Raw genomic sequence first — 18,708 nt, forward strand, 5'->3', positions numbered from 1 at the left:
GTCAACCGATCGGTGGACCCCCTGCCCACTCCCCTGCCCGCGAGTCGGGCTCTCGTGGCGACCGAGTCGCGGTCTCGCGGCGTGCGAGTCGGGCGGGCCGGCGCCGCCCGGACTAGGTTCGGTCCGTGCCTGAGGGTGACACCGTCTACCTGGCCGGGAAGCGCCTGCGGGCCGCGCTCACCGGGCGGACGCTCGTGCGCGGGGAGCTGCGGCACCCCCGCCTCGCCGAGTACGACCTCACCGGCCGCACCGTCACCGGCGTCGCGTCAGTGGGCAAGCACCTGTTCACCCGCTTCGACGACGGCCGCAGCCTGCACAGCCACTTCCGGATGGACGGGTCGTGGCACCTCTACCGACCGGGCATGTCCTGGCAGCGTCCGGCGTACGAGGCGCGGGCGGTCCTCGCGACCGAGGAGCGCGTCGCCGTCGGGTTCGCGCTGCACGACATGGAGCTGCTGCCCACGGCCGACGAGCCGCGGCTGGTCGGGCACCTCGGCCCCGACCTGCTCGACCCCGACTGGTCCGACGCCCATGCCGCCGAGGCCCTGCGCCGCCTCACCGCGCGCGGTGACTCCGAGATCGGGCCGGTGCTGCTGGAGCAGCGGGTGATGGCCGGCGTCGGCAACCTCTACAAGACCGAGGTCTGCTTCCTGCGCGGGATCTCGCCGTGGACGCTCACCCGCGACGTCCCCGACCCCGCCGCCGTCATCGCCCTGTCCCGCGAGCTGCTCCTGCGCAACGCCGACCGCCCCGAGCAGTCCACGACCGGCGACCTCGGCCGCAACCAGCACTGGGTGTTCGAGCGCGGCGGCCAGCGCTGCCGTCGCTGCGGCACCCGGATCCGCGTCGCCGAGCAGGGTGAGAGCGTCTACGCGCGTCTGTCCTACTGGTGCCCGGTCTGCCAGCCCGGCCCCGCCCCGGCCCACGCCCCCCGCAGGGCACCCCGCCGCCGCTGACCCTCCCCCCACAGCGCGAGTTTGCGGATCGGGCACGGGGTGCCGGCCGATCGCGTACGGCCTCCGCCCGCCGGACCGAAGATCACCGATCCGGCGAGTTGGTGATCACGGAACGGCCGGGGCGGCGGCGAACTCACTGGGCGGCAGCGGTGAACTCGCTGGGCACCGACGGCAAACTCGCGCAGGACGGGGTCGGAACGCAGACGCCGCCCTCCCCACCGGGGAGGGCGGCGTCGTCGAGCGCGGGACGTCAGGCCGTGCCGGGCTGCTGCTGCTTGTCGAGCTGGGGGGCCGACGCCGGCGTCGGGGCCGCCGTGACCTCGCCCGCCACCGGGGTGCCGTGCAGCGACGCCCGGATCTGCTCCAGACGGCTCGCCCCGGCCATGTCGGACGTGGAGGCCTGCACCTCGAGCATGCGGCCCTGCACGGAGTTCTGGGCCAGCTCGCCCGCACCGAGGGCGTTGGCGTAGCGCCGCTCGATCTTCTCCCGGACCTCCTCCAGTGAGGGCGTGTTGCCCGGGGCGGCGAGCTCGCTCATCTGCCGCAGCGAGGCCGCGGCCTGCTCCTGCATCTTCGCCTGCTCGAGCTGGCTGAGCAGCTTCGTGCGCTCGGCGATCTTCTGCTGCAGCATCATCGCGTTGCGCTCGACGGCCTGCTTCGCCTGGCCCGCGGCCTGGATCGACTGGTCGTGCAGCGTCTTCATGTCCTCGACGGACTGCTCCGCGGTGACGAGCTGTGTGGCGAACGCCTGGGCGGACTGCTCGTACTGCCCGGCCTTCACCTCGTCACCGGCCGCGCGGGCCTGGTCGGCGAGCACGAGCGCCTGGCGGGCCGAGGCCTGCAGCTTCTCGATGTCGCCGAGCTGGCGGTTGAGCTTCATCTCCAGCTGGCGCTGGTTGCCGATCACGGCCGCCGCCTGCTGCGACAGCGCCTGGTGCTGGCGCTGGGCGTCCTCGATGGCCTGCTGGATCTGCACCTTGGGGTCGGCGTACTCGTCGACCTTCGACGAGAACAGCGCCATGAGGTACTTCCAGGACTTCACGAACGGGTTGGCCATCTCTTCCGCTACCTCCGGGTGCCGTGTACGCGCTGTCCGATCCGGCCGCCGGTGCGCTGCTGCGCCCCATCGTGGCACTGCACACCGCCCGGCTTCCACCGGGCGCCGACGATATCCGGGAAGATCCCGACCTCGGCGTCGGGGCGCTCCCCGAGATCCAGGCTAGCGGGCCGGGGGCGCGGACGCCCGTGCTCGGGGTCGGCGCGCGATCAGGCGGCCGCGCGGGCCACCGGCTGCGGCAGCGCGACGGGGGCGACGGGGGCCAGCGGCATGCCCGCGGGCGCGGCGACCGTGGCGGGCTCGTCGACGCCGGCGATGCGGAGGTCGGTGTGGCGCAGGCCCACCGGGCGGCGACCGACGACGTCGAGCGCGGCGGCGGACAGCGCCTCCGCGGCGTCGCCCAGGAGGTCGGACAGCGTGATGTCGAGGGCGTCGCAGATCGCCGCGAGCAGCTCGCTGGAGGGCTCCTTGCGCCCGCGCTCGACCTCGGACAGGTACCCGAGGCTCACGCGCGCCCGCCGCGACACGTCGCGCAGGGTGCGCCGCCGGCCCGTACGGGCCCGGCGGAGGCTGCCACCGATCGCCTCTCGCATCAGCACGGCATCCTCCGATCGACGAACCACGAACGCACGGCCGGTGTCCGACCGTGCGTCAACCGTACCGAGTCCGGGGCCCGAGCGCCCCGACCCGAACGGCGGCGTCGCGTCCGCCCACGGCGAACACGGCACCCGACCGGCTCAGGACGCGGACGCCGCCCGCAGCCGCGCGGCGCGCAGCACGTAGTCCAGACCGGTGACGACGGTGAGCACGACGGCCGCCGCGAGCACCGCCCAGCGCACGACGTCGATGGTCGTGGACGGGCCGAGCAGCTCCGTCAGCGGCAGCAGGTAGAGCCCGATCGCGAGCGTCTGCAGCGCGGTCTTGGCCTTGCCGCCGCGGCTGGCCGGGATGACGCCGAGGCGCAGCACGAGCAGCCGCAGCAGCGTGACGCCCAGCTCCCGGCCCATGATCACGACGGTGACCCACCACGGCACGACGCCCAGGATCGACAGCCCGATCAGCGCGGACCCGGTGAGCGCCTTGTCGGCGATGGGGTCGGCGATCGTGCCGAACGCGGTGACGAGGCCGCGGCGGCGCGCGATGTCGCCGTCCAGGCTGTCGGTGAACGACGCCAGCGCGAACACGCCGAACGCGGTGAGCCGCCAGGTGGTGCTCTGGCCGTCGGCGGTGAGCAGCGCGGCCAGGAACACCGGCACGAGCAGCAGCCGGATGCCGGTGAGCACGTTGGCGATGTTGAGCACCGGCGGCGGACCCGTCGGCCGCGAGGTCACCCCCCGCTCCCCGACACGCCCGCGGTGGCGCGCGCCAGGGTGCTGCGCGGGACCTGCTCGCGCGCCGAGACCACCAGGTCGGCCCCCTCGGTGCCGACGACGACCGCCTTCACGAGGTCGCCCACCGCCAGCCCGGATCCGCGCTCGAACACGCACTCGCCGTCGACGTCGGGAGCCTGGTGCGCCGCGCGCCCGGTGCACTCGAAGTCCTCGTCCTCGGCGACCTCGACGAGCACCTCGACCTCGGTGCCGATCCGCTCCTCGGCCCGCTGGCTCATCAGCTCCTCGACCAGCGACGACAGCCGGGCGAGGCGCTCGGTGATCACCTCGGCCGGAACCTTGTCGGGCAGCGAGAGCGCCTCGGTGCCGTCCTCGTCGGAGTAGCCGAACAGGCCCACCGCGTCGAGCCGGGCCTCGGACAGGAACGCCTCCAGCTCGGCGAACTCCTCGTCGGTCTCCCCCGGGAACCCGACGATGAAGTTGCTGCGGATCCCCGCCTCGGGCGCGAGGGCGCGGATGCGGGCGCACAGGTCGAGGAAGTCGGCACGCGAGCCGAAACGGCGCATCCGGCGCAGCAGCGTGGGCGCGGCGTGCTGGAACGACAGGTCGAAGTACGGCGCGACACCGGGCGTCGAGGCGATGACCTCGATGAGGTCGGGGCGCATCTCGGCGGGCTGCAGGTAGCTGACGCGGACGCGGTCGATGCCGGGCACCTGCGTGAGCCGCGGCAGCAGCCGGACCAGCGCGCGCGTGCCGCCGGGCAGGTCCTTGCCGTAGGACGTGGAGTTCTCGCTGACGAGGTAGAGCTCGCGCACGCCGTCCATGCCCAGCCACGCCGCCTCGGCGACGACGTCGTCGGCCGGGCGCGAGACGAACGAGCCCCGGAAGGACGGGATGGCGCAGAAGGTGCAGCGGCGGTCGCAGCCCGAGGCGAGCTTGAGGTTGGCGACCGGGCCCTCGGTGAGGCGGGTCCGGGCGAGGTTCGGGATCCAGGCGTGCCCGGGGACGGCGACGTCGGCGGACGCGGCGGGCCGCTCGACCGGGGAGATCGGCAGCAGCGTGCGGCGGTCGACGGGGACGTGCGCGGCGGGCGCGTGGCCGCCGAGGACGTCGCCCAGGCGCTCGGCCAGGTCGGGGTAGGCGTCGAAGCCGAGCACGGCGTCGGCCTCGGGGAGCTGGTCGGCGAGCTCCTTGCCGTAGCGCTCGGCCAGGCACCCGACGGCGACGACCTTCGCGCCGCTCTCCTGCGCGGAGTCCGACGCGGCGAGCAGCGTGTCGATGGAGTCCTTCTTGGCCTGCTCGACGAAGCCGCACGTGTTGACCAGGATCACGTCGGCGCCGTCGTCGGCGTCGACGAGCTCCCACCCGCTGTCGGTGAGACGGCCGGCGATCTCCTCCGAGTCGACCTCGTTGCGGGCACAGCCCAGGGTGAGCAGGGCGGCGCGACGTGGGGTTGACACGGGGCCAGAGTACGGCGCGGCCCGCCGCTAGGGTGACCGGCCATGACGGCCGTTGTCGTCCGGCGGGCGCGCACGTCCGACGTGACCACCATCAAGGACCTCGTCGACGAGTACGCGGGGCGCGTCCTGCTCGCCAAGGAGATCGTCACCCTCTACGAGGCGGTGCCGGAGTTCCTGGTCGCGGAGGTCGACGGGCAGGTGGTCGGCTGCGGCGCGCTGCACGTGCTGTGGGAGGACCTCGGCGAGATCCGCACGGTCGCCGTGCACCCGCGGGTCCTCGGGCGCGGCGTCGGGCACGCGCTGGTGCGGGGCCTGATCGGCGGGGCGCGCGAGCTGGGGCTGCAGCGGCTGTTCGTGCTGACGTTCGAGAAGCAGTTCTTCTCCCGCCACGGGTTCGCCGAGATCGACGGCACCCCTGTCGAGCCCGACGTCTTCGCCGCGATGCTGCGCTCCTACGACGCCGGCGTGGCCGAGTTCCTCGACCTCGCACACGTCAAGCCCAACACGCTGGGCAACGTGCGGATGCTGCTGCGCCTGACCTGATCGCGGCGGTAGCCTCGGCCCCATGTTCTGGGCGCGCCCCGCACCTGCGCTGCGGCGGTGGGTGGGCGCCTACACGGGCTACCGGATGGACGCGGGCCCGCCCGGCGTCCACCAGGGCGTCCCCTCGGCCCACCTGACGTTCCTGCTCTGCCTCGACGGGCAGGTCGAGATCCTCGGCAACCCCGACCCGGCGCGCCCGCCCGGCTCGTTCACCGCGCTGGTCGCGGGCCTGCACGACGGCCCCGCCACGATCGCCACCGGCCCGGCCCAGACGGGGGTCCAGCTGCGGCTGAGCTGGCGCGGCACGCGCGCGCTGCTCGGCGTGCCCGCCGGGGAGCTCGCGGGCGACACCGTCGACCTCACCGCGCTGCTCGGCGCCCGCACCGGCCCGCTGCTCGACCGCCTCGCCGAGCCCGGCACCTGGCCCGAGCGCTTCGCCCGCCTCGACGCGGCGCTGGCCGGGCTGGCCGCCGACGACGTCGACGACGCGATCCGCCCGGAGGTGTCCCACGCCTGGGACCGGCTGGTGGCCACCGGCGGCACCCTGCGCATCGCCGACCTCGCCGACGAGGTCGGCTGGAGCCGGCGCCACCTCGCCGACCAGCTCCGCCGCGAGACCGGCCTCGGCCCGAAGGCGGCCGCGCGCGTCATCCGGTTCGAGCGGGCGTGCGACCGCCTGCGCTTCACCGACGCCCCGCTGTCCGCGGTGGCCGCCGACTGCGGCTACGTCGACCAGCCCCACCTCTCGCGCGACTTCCGCGACCTCGCCGGGCTCACGGCCACGCAGTGGCGCGGCGAGCTGCTCGCGGCGCGGGACTGACGCCGCAGGTCTGACGCCGCAGGGCTGACGCCGCAGGTCCGTTCCCTCCACGACACCGCCGCCGCACCCGGCCACGACCGACGCCATGACGACCACGACCACCGTCCCGACCGTCCGGCCCACCTTCGTCTGCCGCTACCCGCACGCCCAGCTGCGGTTCCTCGTCGACGCGTTCGGCTTCAGCGAGCGAGCGGTGCACACCGACGAGGGCAACGTGCGGAGCTGCGGCACCTGGTACGGGTGAGCGCTACTGCTGCAGCACGCCCTGCACGTCGAGGGTGATCTCGATCGTCGAGCCGACGACCGGCACCCCGCGGGCCAGCATCTGCTGCCAGTTGACCGTGAAGTGCTCGCGGTGCAGCTGCGTGGTGGCGAGGCAGCCCGCACGCAGGCCGTTCCACTCCTGCATCCCCAGGTAGGTCGTGTCGAGCTGCACGTCGCTGGTCATGCCGTGCAGCGTCAGCTCGCCGTCGATCAGCCAGCGGTTGCCGCCCGCGCGGGAGAAGCGGTGGCTGGTGAAGTGCAGCTTGGGGAAGCGCGCGACGTCGAGGAAGTCGGCCGAGCGCAGGTGCTCGTCGCGCTTCTCGGCGTTGGTGAACACGCTCGCCGCGTCGATCAGCACCTCGACGTGGGAGTCCTCGAAGTCCTCCGCGATCCGGACCTGCCCGGAGAACTCCTGGAACTGCCCGTACACCCGCGACATCGCGATGTGGCGGGCCACGAAGCGGACGGCGGAGTGGTCGGGGTCGATCTCGTAGACGCCGGGGACCGGGATCGTCAGCGTCTCGTCGGGCACCAGCGTGAGCTGCCCGAGGGTGTGGTGGGCGCCCCACTCGACTCCGGCCCGCTCGTGCAGGGTCTGGTAACCGCCCGCCTCGGCGCGGATGCGGTAGTCGCCGGGCTGCACGGCGTGGGCGAAGAAGCCGTAGGCGTCGGTGTCGGAGTGCGCGACGCGCTTGCTGGAGCGGTCGAACACGGAGATCTCCGCGCCCGGCAGCGGCTTCCCGTCGGCGTCCCGGACCTCCCCGGAGAGCAGTCCGCCCGTCAGCGGGATGGGCATGACGGCCTGCCGTGCGCCACCGCTCCCCTGCGACCGGCTGTTCCCCCGACCGCGCTTGCTCCAGAACATGCCGACCCTCCGACTCGTAGACACCCTCATCGTGTCACGGGCCCCCGGGGCACCGCCTGCCCGGAACGGGCGCTTGCGGTGACGGTGCGTCGCCGGGCGACCGGCGGGCATCACTCGTCCGGCTCCTCCGGATCGCTCCCGCCGCCACCGCGCATGAGCCAGATCACACCGTCGAGCTCGTCGGGCTTGATGAGCACGTCGCGCGCCTTCGACCCCTCCGACGGCCCGACGACCCCGCGCGTCTCCAGCAGGTCCATCAGCCGGCCCGCCTTCGCGAACCCGACGCGCAGCTTGCGCTGCAGCATCGACGTCGAGCCGAACTGCGAGGTGACGATCAGCTCCGTGGCCTGGACCAGCAGCTCCAGGTCGTCGCCGATCTCCGGGTCGACCTCCTTGGCCTCGCCGGCCTTCTGCGCGGTGACGCCCTCGGTGTAGGTCGGCTCGGCCTGGTCCTTCGTGAACGCGACGACGGCGGAGATCTCGTCGTCGTCGACGAACGCGCCCTGCATGCGGACGGGCTTGCTCATGCCCATCGGCAGGTACAGCGCGTCGCCCATGCCGATGAGCTTCTCGGCGCCGGGCTGGTCGAGGATGACGCGGCTGTCGGTGAGCGACGAGGTCGCGAACGCCAGGCGCGAGGGCACGTTGGTCTTGATCAGGCCGGTGACGACGTCGACGGAGGGCCGCTGCGTCGCGAGCACCAGGTGGATGCCGGCGGCGCGGGCCTTCTGGGTGATCCGCACGACGGCGTCCTCGACGTCGCGGGGCGCGGTCATCATGAGGTCGGCGAGCTCGTCGACGATGCACAGGATGTAGGGGTAGGGCCGGTAGACGCGCTCGGAGCCCAGCGGCGCGGTGATCTCGCCGTTGCGCACCTTGCGGTTGAACTCGTCGACGTGGCGGACCTTGTTGACCTGCATGTCCTGGTAGCGCTGCTCCATCTCCTCCACCAGCCAGGCCAGCGCGGACGCCGCCTTCTTGGGCTGGGTGATGATGGGCGTGATGAGGTGCGGGATGCCCTCGTAGGGCGTCAGCTCGACCATCTTGGGGTCGATGAGGATCATCCGGACCTCGTCGGGCGTGGCCCGGCTCAGCAGCGACACCAGCATCGAGTTGACGAAGCTCGACTTGCCCGAGCCGGTGGAGCCCGCGACGAGCAGGTGGGGCATCTTCGCGAGGTTCGCGGTGAGGAAGTGGCCCTCGATGTCCTTGCCCAGGCCGACGACGAGCGGGTGCTGCTCGGCGCGCGCGGTGCCGCTGCGCAGGACGTCGCCCAGACGGACCATCTCGCGGTCGGTGTTGGGCACCTCGATGCCGACGGCCGACTTGCCCGGGATCGGCGCCAGGATCCGCACGTTGTCGGTGGCGACGGCGTAGGAGATGTTCTTCGTCAGCTGGGTGATCTTCTCGACCTTGACGGCCGGGCCCAGCTCGATCTCGTAGCGCGTGACGGTCGGGCCGCGCGTGAAGCCGGTGACCTGCGCGTCGATGGAGAACTGCTCGAGCACGCCGGTGATCCGCTCGATCATGGCGTCGTTCGCACTGCTGCGGGTCTTCGGGACGGGCCCGGTGGGCAGCAGGTCGGCGGGCGGCAGGACGTAGGGCGGCTCGCCCTCGCGGTCGGGCACGGTGAGGCGCAGCTGCTCGCCGACGGGGCCGTCCGGCTCGTCGACGACGGGCGGCGTGGCGACGATCGCGGCCGGCGGGCGGCGGCGCACCGGCGGCGGCTCCTCCATCGGCGGCTCGTCGGGGAGCGGGACGTCCTCCTGGTCGATGACGACGGGCGGCTCGCCCAGCTCGTCGCGGACGACGTCGGCGACCTTGGCCTGGCGGCGGCGCGCGGGTCGGCGCAGCGCCGTCTCCGCCTCGATGACGGGGTCGGGGACGATCGCCTCGGCCTCGCTCTCCGCGTCGCCCTCCTCCGGCTCGACGGCCCGGCCGAGCAGGCGCCGGACGCGGTCGGGCACGGCGCGGACCGGGGTGGCGGTGAGCACGAGGAACGCGTAGCCGGTGAGCAGGACGAGCACGGGAGCGGCGACCCATGCGGTCAGCCCGGTGGCGAGCGGCGTGGCCGCGAGGTAGCCGACGGCCCCTCCCCCGGTGGCCCACAGCTCGGGCTCGACGGGCGAGCCCGACACCAGGTGCACGAGCCCGAGGCCGCCCAGGGCGAGCAGCAGCGTCCCGACGGCGACGCGCGGGCGCGAGTCGGGCTGCGGCTCGGTGGCCACCAGCACGATGCCGGCGACGAGCAGGATCAGCGGCAGCAGGAACGCGCCGCGCCCGATGACCGAGCCGACGGCGCCGGAGAGCCACTGCCCCACCGGCCCGCCCGCGCCCCACCACACGCCCGCCGCGGTGACGACGGCGAGCACGAGCAGGGCGACGCCGAGGCCGTCGCGGCGGTGGGCGGGGTCGATCTCGCGGGTGCGCCCGACCGCCTTGCCGGTGGCCCGGCCGAGGCGGGCCATGCCGCGTCCGGTGGCGTCGATCGCCTTGTCGAGCAGGTCGCGGCGCGGGGGCGCCTTGCGGGCCGGGGGCCGCTTCGCCGGGGTCCGGCGCGTCGACGACGGGCGCTTGCGGGGGGACGACGCGCGCGCCGTGCTGCTGGTCGTCGTCCGTCCTGCCATGGATCCACGGTATCGGGCGCCACCCCATGATCCGGTGACCGACGCACCCCCGCCCGGGTCCCCGGCCGGTGCAGCGCGGTCAGCGGTACCGCCGCAGCACCACCCAGGTCGTCGTCCGGACGGTCTCGCGCCAGCCGTGCACGCGGTCGAGCAGCGCGTCGAGCTGCCCCGCCGTGGGGGCGGTGAGCAGCACGACGAGGTCGTACTCCCCCGTCACCGCCTCGATCTCCGCGCAGCCGGGGAGCTCCGCGAGCCGGGCCACGTAGGCGGCCACGTCGGTGGTGCGGACGACGACGCCGACCCGCGCGCGGTGGGCCGCCGCGTCGTCGGGCAGCACGACGTCGGCGTGGTAGCCGCGCAGCACGCCGTCGCGCTCCAGGCGCTGCACGCGGGCGAGCACGGCGGTGCGGGACAGGCCGACCGCGCGGCCAAGGTCGGCCATCGTCGCGCGGGCGTCGTCCTGCAGGAGGGCGAGCAGGCGGCGGTCCAGGTCGTCGGGCTGACGATCCGTCGGTGGCACGACCGACATCGTGGCAGGTCGTCACCCCATCCCGACGCTCGGCGTCGTGCCTGCGGGGCGAGGGCTCAGGACACTTCTCGCATGAACCCGGAGGACGTCCACGACACCCTGCGCCGCCACCTGCTCGTCGACGGCTTCGACCTCGTGCTCGACACGCGCGCCTCGCACGGCTCCTGGATCGTCGACGCCCGCGACGGCACCCGCTATCTCGACCTGTTCAGCTTCTTCGCCTCCGCGCCGCTGGGGATGAACCCGCCCGCGCTCGTCGACGACCCGGCGTTCCTGGCCGAGCTCACCGAGGTGGCGGTGAACAAGCCGTCCAACTCCGACGTCTACACCGTGGCGATGGCGCGGTTCGTCGAGGTGTTCTCCCGCGTCGTCGGGGACCCGGCGCTGCCGCACCTGTTCTTCGTCGAGGGTGGTGGGCCGGCCGTGGAGAACGCGCTGAAGACGGCGTTCGACTGGAAGCGGCGCCACAACGCCGCGCACGGGCGGCCCGCGCACCTCGGGACGCGGGTGCTGCACCTGACCCGCGCGTTCCACGGCCGCGGCGGCTACTCGCTCTCGCTCACCAACACCGACCCGGTGAAGACCGCTCTGTTCCCGGTGTTCGACTGGCCCCGCATCGACGTCCCCGCCACCCACTTCCCCGGCGACGTCGCGGCCGCGGAGGCTCGCGCGCTGGAGCAGGCCCGCGCCGCGTTCGCGGCGCACCCGCACGACATCGCCTGCTTCGTCGCCGAGCCGATCCAGGGCGAGGGCGGCGACAACCACCTGCGGCCGGAGTTCCTGCAGGCGGTGCAGGCGCTGTGCATGGAGCACGACGCGCTGTTCGTCCTCGACGAGGTGCAGACCGGCGGCGGCATGACCGGCACCGCGTGGGCCTACCAGCAGCTCGGCGTGGCGCCCGACGTCGTCGCGTTCGGCAAGAAGCTGCAGGTGTGCGGCGTGATGGCCGGGGGCCGCGTCGACGAGGTGCCCGACAACGTGTTCCGGACCTCGTCGCGGATCAACTCGACGTGGGGCGGCAACCTCACCGACATGGTCCGCGCGCGGCGCTACCTGGAGGTGATGGAGTCCGACGGCCTGTTCGCGCGGGCCGCGGCGCTCGGCACGCACCTGCGCGACGCGCTGTCGGCCGTGCCGGGCCTCTCGTCGGTGCGCGGCCGCGGGCTGTTCTGCGCGGCCGACCTGCCCACCCCCGCCGCCCGCGACGCCGTCCTGGCCCACCTGCTGCGCGAGGAGCGGGTGCTGATGCTGGGCAGCGGGGCGCGCTCGGTGCGCTTCCGCCCGGCGCTGACGATCACGGCCGCGGAGCTGGACCTCGCGGTGGCGGCCCTGACCCGGGCGGTGGCGGCGACGGCGAGTGCGGCGGCGGCAGCCTGACCCGTGAGTGGATACGGGTGCCGGAGCACCGGTATCCACTCACGGGGTCAGACGGCGATGACCGTGGGGACGATCATCGGGCGGCGGCGGTAGGTCTCCCCCACCCACTTCCCGACGACCCGGCGCACCTGCTGGGCCACGCGGTGGGTGTCGACGATGCCGTCGCTGCTGGTGCGGGCCAGCTCCTGCTCGACGATCGGCAGCACGGCCTCCAGCGCCTTCGGGTCCTCGGAGAACCCGCGGCCGGACAGCGTCGGCGGGGCGACGGCCCGGCCGGTGGTGGCGTCGATGGCGACGGTGATGGAGATGAAGCCGCCCTCGCCGAGCACGATGCGGTCGGCCAGCGTGGGCTGCTCGATGTCGCCGGTGGCGACGCCGTCGACGTAGGCCCGGCCCACCTCGACGCGCCCGGAGATCACCGCGCGGCCGTCGACGAGGTCGACGGTGATCCCGTTCTCGGTGACGACGATCGCGTCGTGCGAGACCCCGGTCTGCTCCGCGAGCTCCGCGTTGGCCCGCAGGTGGCGCCACTCGCCGTGCACCGGCATGACGTTGCTCGGGCGCACCGCGTTGTAGAGGAACAGCAGCTCGCCCGCGTAGGCGTGCCCGGAGACGTGCACGTTGGCGTTCCGGTTGTCGATCACCTGGATGCCGGCCCGGCGCAGCCGGTTGACCACGCCGAACACGGCGTGCTCGTTGCCCGGGATGAGCGAGCTGGACAGGATCACGGTGTCGGAGGAACGCATCTGGAAGGTGCGGTGCTCGCCGCGGGCGATCCGCGACAGCGCCGCCATCGGCTCGCCCTGCGAGCCCGTGCAGATGACCAGCACCTGCTCGTCGGGCAGGTCGTCGACGTCGTCGAGCGCCACCATCGTGCCCTCGGGCACCGTGAGCAGGCCGAGTTCGCCGGCGATCTCCATGTTGCGCAGCATCGACCGGCCGAGCAGGCAGATGCGCCGGCCGTGGGCCACCGCACCGTCGACGATCTGCTGCACCCGGTACACGTTGCTCGCGAAGCACGCCACGAACGCGCGCCCCTCGGCGCGTCCGATCGCCGCCGCCAGGTTCGGCCCCAGCGACGCCTCCGACGGGGACACTCCGGGCGTGTCGGCGTTCGTGGAGTCGCACAGGAACAGGTCGACGCCCTCGTCACCGAGCCGGGAGAACCCGGGCAGGTCGGTGAGGCGGCCGTCGAGCGGACGCTGGTCGAGCTTGATGTCGCCGGTGTGCAGGATCACGCCCGCCGGCGTGCGGATCGCGACGGCGAGGCACTGCGGGATGGAGTGGCTGACGGCGAAGTACTCGCACTCGAACGTGCCGTGGCGCAGGCGGTCGCCCTCGTTGACGACCAGCATGTGCGGGGTGAGGCGGTGCTCCTTGCACTTGGCCGCCACCAGCGCGAGCGTGAACGGCGACCCGACGATGAGCAGGTCGGGCCGCTGGCGCAGCAGGAACGGCACCGCGCCGATGTGGTCCTCGTGGCCGTGGGTGAGCACGAGCGCGTCGATGTCGCCGAGGCGGTCGAGGATGGGGCGGAAGTCGGGCAGGATCAGGTCGACGCCCGGGGCGTCGGCGTCGGGGAACAGCACCCCGGAGTCGACGACGAGCAGGCGGCCGTCGTACTCGAAGACGGTCATGTTGCGGCCGATCTCGCCGATGCCGCCCAGGGTGAGCACGCGCAGCGCGCCCTCGGGCAGCGGGCCCGGGGGCTGCGTGGGCAGACCGGGCTGGGTGGCTTCGACGACGGCCGGGGGACGGTTCTGGTCGCGCCGGGGCGGGCGTGACCGACGGTCGGACCTGTTGCGGTCGGACCGTGCAGGGGGACGGCTCAAGGATCTCCTCGGATCAGGTGGACTGCACGTGCATCAGCGGTAGGCGACCTCGGCCCCGAGGTCGACGGAGGCCCGGGCGCCCAGCGCGCCGTGGCCACGGGAACGGCGGCCCGTGCGGGCCTCCGGGTCGAGCGCGACGCCCGCGGCGTCGAGGTCGGCGACGATCGCGGCGACCTCGGCGTCGGTGGCCGGCGGCAGCGGCAGCCGCGGGTCGCCCACGTCGAGGCCCCGCAGGCGCATCGCGGTCTTGGCGAACACCGCACCACCGACGCGGCCCATCGCGCGCAGCACCGGCAGCATCGAGGCGTTGAGGTTGCGGGCGCGGTCGGTCTGGCCGGCCTCGAACGCGTCGATCATGGCCTTCATCCGGTCGGCGACGACGTGCCCGGTGACACTCACCACGCCGACGGCCCCGACCGAGAGCCACGGCAGGTTCACCGGGTCGTCGCCGGAGTAGTAGGCGAGCGTGGTGGTGGCGATGATCTCGGTGCCGACGCGCAGGTCGTTGCGCGCGTCCTTCACCGCCACGATCCGCGGGTGCTGGGCCAGGCGCTGCAGCGTCTCCAGGTCGATCGGGATGACGCTGCGCGGCGGGATGTCGTAGAGCATGACCGGCAGGCCCGTGGCGTCGGCGATCGCCGAGAAGTGCAGGACGAGCCCGCTCTGCGGCGGCCGCGAGTAGTACGGCGTGACCAGCAGCAGCCCGTGGGCGCCCGCCTCCTCGGCGGCGCGGGCCAGGTGGATGCTGTGGGCGGTGTCGTACGTGCCGGCCCCGGCGACGACCGTGGCGCGGTCGCCCACCGCCTCGACGACGGCCCGGACCAGCGCCGACTTCTCCTCGTCGGTGGTGGTGGGGCCCTCGCCGGTGGTGCCGTTGACGACCAGGCCGTCGTTGCCGAGGGCGACCAGCCGCCGGGCCAGCTCCTGCGCCGTGTCGAGGTCGAGGCGACCTTCGGCGTCGAAGGGCGTGACCATGGCCGTGAGCACCCGGCCGAACGGGCGTCCCGGCGTGCGCGCGGATTCGGGGCTCATGGGTCGACGGTACCGCCCCGGCCCGACGGCATCCGCCCCCGCAGCCCCGTCAGATGCCGCGGGAGCTGCCGGCGAGCGCCGCGACGTCGGCCGGCGACCCCTCCAGCTCGATGCGGACCTCGTCACGGCCGAACGCGTGCAGCACGAGCTCGCCCGGCTCGCCCACGATCGTCACCACGCCGGACCCGGTGCGCAGCACGTGCTGCTCCCCCGAGGGCCGCCGCACGACGACCCCGACCGGGCTCCCGCGGTGCAGCAGGCGGCCCGTCTTGAGCAGCAGCGCCCAGAGCTGGGCGTCGCGCGTGGCGTCGGCGGGGCGGGGCTCCCAGCCGGGCGCGCCGCGGCGCACGTCCTCGTGGTGGACGAAGAACTCGGCGCCGTTGGCCAGGTCGTCGACTCCGGGGATGCGGTAGGGCGACCAGACCGGGGCGCCGCCGCGCAGCAGGTCGATCATCTGCTCCCAGGGCGTGTCGGCGTAGGAGGCCATCGCGCGGTCGGCCAGCGGGGCGAGCGCCGCGACGAGGATGCCCGGCGCGGCCCACGGCTTGCGCTCGCGGACCAGGAGGTGGGCGAGCAGGTCGCGCGTGTTCCAGTCGCCGGACAGCGTGGGGCGGTCGTCGCCGACCCGCTCGAACTCGTCGCAGATCGCCGCACGCTCGTCGGAGGCCAGGCTCATGCGGCCGAGACTACTGATCTCCCGCGGCGGCGCAGGGTCCGACGGTGACGGCGACCCCGCGGTGCGAGGAACCCGGCAGCTCCTCCCGCCGCGCGTCGTCGCCGCACCAGCCGCCGTCGACGAGCACGTGGTCGATGCGGCCCAGCAGCGGCAGCCACTTGCCGACCGACGTCGGGCCGCCGACCGTCTCGCGCATCGCGTCGGACAGCCCGCCGGCGAGCACGCGGTAGTCGCGCCCGCGGTCGGTGCTGTTGAGGTCGCCCACCAGCACCACGGGCACCGTCTCGGCCCGGACCCGGTCGGCCACCGACGCGGCGAGCGCGTAGTGCTCGGGCACCGAGACCTCGTAGCCCTCCTCGCTCGCGCCGAACCAGGGCCTCGGGATGTGCAGCGCGTAGAGCACGAACGCGCCGTCGGGCCCGTCGACGAGCACGCGCATCCCGGGCAGGTCGGGCCCGGCGTCCTCCAGCAGGCGCGCCGGGTGCCGGCTGAACACCCCGACCGGCGAGTTCTCCGGACCGCCGACGACGGAGTGCGGGTACTCCTCGCCGAAGTCCTGCTCCGTGTCGGGCGCGAGCTCGGCCGCGACCACCACGTCGGCGTCGACGTCGATCATCGCGGGGGTGGGCGTGTCCTGGAAGTCGACGTTGCCGCCCAGCACGCGGACGCCCGAGCCGGTCACCGCTCCGGTGTCGGCGGGCACCCACGGCCCCGCGACGGCGACGACGCCGACCAGCAGCGCGGACAGCCCGAAGACGGCCGCGCGCGTGCGCCGCGCCCGGGAGCCGGGCACCAGCGCGACGACCACCGCCACCAGCACGAGGCCCGCGACCAGCAGCGGCATCGCGATCGCGACGACGTCGGCCACCGTGCCCGTGTCGCGCAGGGCGAACCACAGCCACGGCAGCGCCGCGACCAGCACCGTCAGCGCGATGCCCCCGGAGCGCCCGCGCCCCGCCTCGGGAGTGCGCTCCCGGTGCCCGACCACGGTCGTGGTCCCGCTCTGCCCGCCCCGCTCAGCCCTCGGCCACGAACGGGCTCGACGCGATCTCGGTGCCGTCCTCGAGGGCGGCGATCTCGAAGTCGCGGAAGACGTTGGGCACCTCGCGGTGCAGCTGGCGCAGGCACTCGATCGCCAGCGCGCGGATCTCGACGTCGGCGTGCTCGGTGGCGCGCATCGCGATGAAGTGGCGCCAGGCCCGGTAGTTGCCCGTGACGACGATCCGCGTCTCGGTGGCGTTGGGCAGGATCGCCCGTGCCGCCTGCCGGGCCTGCTTGCGGCGCAGCGTGGCGTTCGGGACGTCGGCGAAGCGCTTCTCCAGGCCCTCGAGCAGCTCCTCGTAGGCCTGCACGGAGGCGGCCGTGGCCCGCGCGAACAGCTCGTGCAGCTCCGGGTCGGCCGCGATGACCTCGGGCTCGACCATCGACGCGTCGCGCTCGGGCACGTAGCGCTGGGAGAGCTGGCTGTAGGAGAAGTGGCGGTGGCGGATCAGCTCGTGGGTGAGGCTGCGCGAGACGCCGGTGAGGTAGAAGCTCACCGATCCGTGCTCCAGCACCGACAGGTGGCCGACCTCGAGGATGTGGCGCAGGTAGCCCTCGTTGGTGGCCGTGGCCGGGTTGGGCTTGCCCCACGACTGGTAGCAGGCGCGCCCGGCGAACTCGGCCAGCGCCTGGCCGCCGTCGGCGTCGGTGCTCCAGGGCACGTCCGGAGGGGCCGTGAACTCCGTCTTGGCCACGAGCTGGACGGTGAGCGGCACGGTCTCGGGCATGGCGGCAGCGTAACCGGGGCCACCGACAGCCCCGGATGACATCATCGATTCCTTGACTGGCGTCATCAATGACGTCATGGTGGTGTCATGGACATCAGCCAGTACGTCACCCGGCTGCGCGAGGACCTCGCGTCGGCCGCCGCGGCCGGCGACGAGCAGACGCAGCGCACCGCCGCCCTGCTCGGCGCCGCCGTCGAGCCCGCCGCGCGGCTCGCGATGATGAACGCCCTCGCCGACCTGGCCGCGGAGGTCACCGCGGCGCTCGGCGACCGCACCGTCGACGTCCGGCTCGACGGGCGCGACGTGCGCGTCGTCGTCTCGCCCGACACCACCCCGGCCCCGGAGCCCGAGCCGCAGCCGTCCTTCCGCGGCTTCGGCGGCGCCGACGCCGGCGACATCAGCCGCATCACGCTGCGGCTCGTCGAGCAGATCAAGAGCCAGGCCGAGCAGGCCGCCGCCACGCAGGGGGTGTCGCTCAACTCCTGGGTGGCGCAGGCCGTGCAGGGCGCACTGCACGGGCAGGACCGCGGCCCCCGCAAGAGCGGCCGCGACGGCCACCGGATCCAGGGATGGGTGCAGGGATGAGCGACGACCTGATCAACTTTGCCAAGGACCACTTCCCCGACGACGGTCGCGACGACGGACGCGACGACGGCCCGTCCGAGCCGACCGTCCGCCAGCAGTCCTGGCCGTGCGACCGGCCCGCCGAGCTGGAGCTGACGATCGACGTCGGCCGGATCCGCGTCGACCTCGTCACCGGCGACGAGGTGCGCGTCGAGGTGCGCCACGACCCGCACGCCGGCGGCGCCGTCGCGCAGGGCATCGGCGGGCTGATGAGCTGGCTCGGCACCGGCGGCGCCGGGTTCGGGATCGACCCCGACCAGCTCGTCGTCGACGCCGTCCGGGCCGCGGAGATCGCCTGGTCCGACAGCGGCAGGCGGCTCGTGGTGCGCTCCTCGCAGGAGCTGCCGCTGCGGGTCGTGCCGCTGGCGGTCACCGTCACGGCGCCGCAGGGCTCGCGCCTGGCCGCCCGCACCGGCTCCGGTGACGTCACGGTCGGCGGCACCGCCGGGTGGGCCGCGGTCCGCACCGGGTCGGGCCGCGTCGAGCTGGGCCCCGTCGACGGCGACGCCGACGTCACCACCGGCTCCGGCGACGTCGAGGTGGGCGCGGTGGCCGGTCGCGGGCGCGTGCGCACCGGCTCGGGCGGCGTCCGGATCGCCGCCGTGCGCGGCTCCACCGAGGTCCGCGCCAGCAGCGGCGACGTCGAGGTGCTGGAGGTGGCCGCCGACCTGGGCGTGCGCACCGGCTCCGGCGGGGTCTCCGTGCGCGACGCCCGCGCCGGGAGCCTCGACCTCACCACCGGCTCGGGCGACCTGCGCGTCGGCGTGCACGGCGGGGTCGTGGCGAAGCTCGACCTGACGTCGGGCTCCGGGCGCGCGCGCAGCGAGCTCGAGGTCGGGGCCGTGGCCCCCGCCGTCGCCGGCACGCTGACGGTGAAGGGCCGCACCGGCAGCGGCGACGTGCTGGTGACGCGAGCAGCCGTCCCGGTCTGATCCTCGGCGCGAAC

19 protein-coding genes are annotated in these 18,708 nt (G+C 74.2%); 7 read left to right on the top strand and 12 right to left on the bottom strand.

Going from position 1 to position 18,708, the window contains the following annotated elements:
- The first annotated feature begins 125 nt into the window (after positions 1-125).
- Positions 126-956, top strand: coding sequence for an Fpg/Nei family DNA glycosylase (locus I4I82_RS05795; protein WP_218595406.1), 831 nt, complete (start codon positions 126-128; stop codon positions 954-956).
- Between the two features lie 250 nt (positions 957-1,206).
- Here the strand turns inward: I4I82_RS05795 and I4I82_RS05800 are convergent, their stop codons facing one another.
- From I4I82_RS05800 to rimO, 4 genes are all read right to left on the bottom strand, one after another.
- Positions 1,207-2,013, bottom strand: a complete 807-nt coding sequence (locus tag I4I82_RS05800; RefSeq protein ID WP_218593263.1) for a PspA/IM30 family protein — start codon at positions 2,011-2,013, stop codon at positions 1,207-1,209.
- 209 nt (positions 2,014-2,222) lie between these two features.
- A complete protein-coding gene (locus I4I82_RS05805) occupies positions 2,223-2,606 on the bottom strand; it encodes a helix-turn-helix domain-containing protein (RefSeq protein WP_218593264.1) in 384 nt (127 codons plus the stop codon).
- Between the two features lie 144 nt (positions 2,607-2,750).
- A complete protein-coding gene (gene pgsA / locus I4I82_RS05810) occupies positions 2,751-3,344 on the bottom strand; it encodes a CDP-diacylglycerol--glycerol-3-phosphate 3-phosphatidyltransferase (RefSeq protein ID WP_218595407.1) in 594 nt (197 codons plus the stop codon).
- Positions 3,341-4,804, bottom strand: a complete 1,464-nt coding sequence (gene rimO / locus I4I82_RS05815; protein WP_218593266.1) for a 30S ribosomal protein S12 methylthiotransferase RimO — start codon at positions 4,802-4,804, stop codon at positions 3,341-3,343. The genes pgsA and rimO overlap by 4 nt, the downstream gene beginning before the upstream one ends.
- A gap of 42 nt (positions 4,805-4,846) precedes the next feature.
- On the opposite strand from rimO, the gene I4I82_RS05820 reads away from it, so the two are divergent.
- From I4I82_RS05820 to I4I82_RS05830, 3 genes are all read left to right on the top strand, one after another.
- Entirely contained in the window at positions 4,847-5,347 is a 501-nt protein-coding gene (locus I4I82_RS05820) for an amino-acid N-acetyltransferase (RefSeq protein ID WP_218593267.1), read from the top strand.
- 22 nt (positions 5,348-5,369) lie between these two features.
- Entirely contained in the window at positions 5,370-6,167 is a 798-nt protein-coding gene (locus tag I4I82_RS05825) for a helix-turn-helix domain-containing protein (RefSeq protein WP_218595408.1), read from the top strand.
- 85 nt (positions 6,168-6,252) lie between these two features.
- Positions 6,253-6,411: a VOC family protein gene (locus I4I82_RS05830; RefSeq protein WP_218593269.1), complete on the top strand. Its 159-nt coding sequence runs from the start codon at positions 6,253-6,255 to the stop codon at positions 6,409-6,411.
- Between the two features lie 3 nt (positions 6,412-6,414).
- Here the strand turns inward: I4I82_RS05830 and I4I82_RS05835 are convergent, their stop codons facing one another.
- The 3 genes from I4I82_RS05835 to I4I82_RS05845 all read right to left on the bottom strand — a co-directional run bounded on the left by I4I82_RS05835 (position 6,415) and on the right by I4I82_RS05845 (position 10,443).
- A complete protein-coding gene (locus tag I4I82_RS05835; protein ID WP_218593270.1) occupies positions 6,415-7,227 on the bottom strand; it encodes a YceI family protein in 813 nt (270 codons plus the stop codon).
- Between the two features lie 179 nt (positions 7,228-7,406).
- Positions 7,407-9,923 carry a DNA translocase FtsK gene (locus I4I82_RS05840; RefSeq protein ID WP_218595409.1) on the bottom strand — a complete coding sequence of 839 codons (2,517 nt, stop codon included), beginning with the start codon at positions 9,921-9,923 and terminating at the stop codon, positions 7,407-7,409.
- Between the two features lie 79 nt (positions 9,924-10,002).
- Positions 10,003-10,443, bottom strand: a complete 441-nt coding sequence (locus I4I82_RS05845) for an Lrp/AsnC family transcriptional regulator (RefSeq protein WP_218593128.1) — start codon at positions 10,441-10,443, stop codon at positions 10,003-10,005.
- Between the two features lie 81 nt (positions 10,444-10,524).
- Between I4I82_RS05845 and lat the strand changes: the two genes are divergently transcribed.
- A complete protein-coding gene (gene lat, locus I4I82_RS05850) occupies positions 10,525-11,829 on the top strand; it encodes an L-lysine 6-transaminase (protein WP_218595410.1) in 1,305 nt (434 codons plus the stop codon).
- 47 nt (positions 11,830-11,876) lie between these two features.
- Here the strand turns inward: lat and I4I82_RS05855 are convergent, their stop codons facing one another.
- The 5 genes from I4I82_RS05855 to thyX all read right to left on the bottom strand — a co-directional run bounded on the left by I4I82_RS05855 (position 11,877) and on the right by thyX (position 17,138).
- Positions 11,877-13,550 carry a ribonuclease J gene (locus tag I4I82_RS05855; protein WP_225921080.1) on the bottom strand — a complete coding sequence of 558 codons (1,674 nt, stop codon included), beginning with the start codon at positions 13,548-13,550 and terminating at the stop codon, positions 11,877-11,879.
- A 144-nt stretch (positions 13,551-13,694) separates the two neighbouring features.
- Positions 13,695-14,693: a 4-hydroxy-tetrahydrodipicolinate synthase gene (dapA, locus tag I4I82_RS05860; RefSeq protein ID WP_218593131.1), complete on the bottom strand. Its 999-nt coding sequence runs from the start codon at positions 14,691-14,693 to the stop codon at positions 13,695-13,697.
- A 49-nt stretch (positions 14,694-14,742) separates the two neighbouring features.
- A complete protein-coding gene (locus I4I82_RS05865) occupies positions 14,743-15,369 on the bottom strand; it encodes a TIGR03085 family metal-binding protein (RefSeq protein WP_218593132.1) in 627 nt (208 codons plus the stop codon).
- Between the two features lie 10 nt (positions 15,370-15,379).
- Entirely contained in the window at positions 15,380-16,357 is a 978-nt protein-coding gene (locus I4I82_RS05870; protein ID WP_218595412.1) for an endonuclease/exonuclease/phosphatase family protein, read from the bottom strand.
- 28 nt (positions 16,358-16,385) lie between these two features.
- Positions 16,386-17,138 (bottom strand): FAD-dependent thymidylate synthase, encoded by a 753-nt coding sequence (gene thyX, locus I4I82_RS05875; protein ID WP_218593134.1) that lies wholly within the window; start codon positions 17,136-17,138, stop codon positions 16,386-16,388.
- 87 nt (positions 17,139-17,225) lie between these two features.
- Between thyX and I4I82_RS05880 the strand changes: the two genes are divergently transcribed.
- Together I4I82_RS05880 and I4I82_RS05885 are read left to right on the top strand one after the other, a co-directional pair.
- The gene (locus I4I82_RS05880; RefSeq protein WP_218593135.1) at positions 17,226-17,723 is read left to right on the top strand and encodes a toxin-antitoxin system HicB family antitoxin; all 498 of its coding nucleotides are present in this window, start codon (positions 17,226-17,228) and stop codon (positions 17,721-17,723) included.
- Entirely contained in the window at positions 17,720-18,694 is a 975-nt protein-coding gene (locus I4I82_RS05885) for a DUF4097 family beta strand repeat-containing protein (RefSeq protein WP_218595413.1), read from the top strand. Before I4I82_RS05880 ends, I4I82_RS05885 begins: the two co-directional genes overlap by 4 nt.
- Positions 18,695-18,708 lie beyond the last annotated feature (14 nt).

It is taken from the genome of Pseudonocardia oceani (assembly GCF_019263585.2).
GTDB lineage: Bacteria > Actinomycetota > Actinomycetes > Mycobacteriales > Pseudonocardiaceae > Pseudonocardia > Pseudonocardia oceani.

What these genes read in the sequence shown, in the direction of transcription:
- I4I82_RS05800 (WP_218593263.1), bottom strand. Translation starts at nt 2,013, where the DNA reads ATGGCCAACCCGTTCGTGAAGTCCTGGAAGTACCTCATGGCGCTGTTC.
- I4I82_RS05805 (WP_218593264.1), bottom strand. Translation starts at nt 2,606, where the DNA reads ATGCGAGAGGCGATCGGTGGCAGCCTCCGCCGGGCCCGTACGGGCCGG.
- I4I82_RS05820 (WP_218593267.1), top strand. Translation starts at nt 4,847, where the DNA reads ATGACGGCCGTTGTCGTCCGGCGGGCGCGCACGTCCGACGTGACCACC.
- I4I82_RS05825 (WP_218595408.1), top strand. Translation starts at nt 5,370, where the DNA reads ATGTTCTGGGCGCGCCCCGCACCTGCGCTGCGGCGGTGGGTGGGCGCC.
- I4I82_RS05830 (WP_218593269.1), top strand. Translation starts at nt 6,253, where the DNA reads ATGACGACCACGACCACCGTCCCGACCGTCCGGCCCACCTTCGTCTGC.
- I4I82_RS05835 (WP_218593270.1), bottom strand. Translation starts at nt 7,227, where the DNA reads ATGCCCATCCCGCTGACGGGCGGACTGCTCTCCGGGGAGGTCCGGGAC.
- I4I82_RS05840 (WP_218595409.1), bottom strand. Translation starts at nt 9,923, where the DNA reads ATGGCAGGACGGACGACGACCAGCAGCACGGCGCGCGCGTCGTCCCCC.
- lat (WP_218595410.1), top strand. Translation starts at nt 10,525, where the DNA reads ATGAACCCGGAGGACGTCCACGACACCCTGCGCCGCCACCTGCTCGTC.
- dapA (WP_218593131.1), bottom strand. Translation starts at nt 14,693, where the DNA reads ATGAGCCCCGAATCCGCGCGCACGCCGGGACGCCCGTTCGGCCGGGTG.
- I4I82_RS05865 (WP_218593132.1), bottom strand. Translation starts at nt 15,369, where the DNA reads ATGAGCCTGGCCTCCGACGAGCGTGCGGCGATCTGCGACGAGTTCGAG.
- thyX (WP_218593134.1), bottom strand. Translation starts at nt 17,138, where the DNA reads ATGCCCGAGACCGTGCCGCTCACCGTCCAGCTCGTGGCCAAGACGGAG.
- I4I82_RS05880 (WP_218593135.1), top strand. Translation starts at nt 17,226, where the DNA reads ATGGACATCAGCCAGTACGTCACCCGGCTGCGCGAGGACCTCGCGTCG.
- I4I82_RS05885 (WP_218595413.1), top strand. Translation starts at nt 17,720, where the DNA reads ATGAGCGACGACCTGATCAACTTTGCCAAGGACCACTTCCCCGACGAC.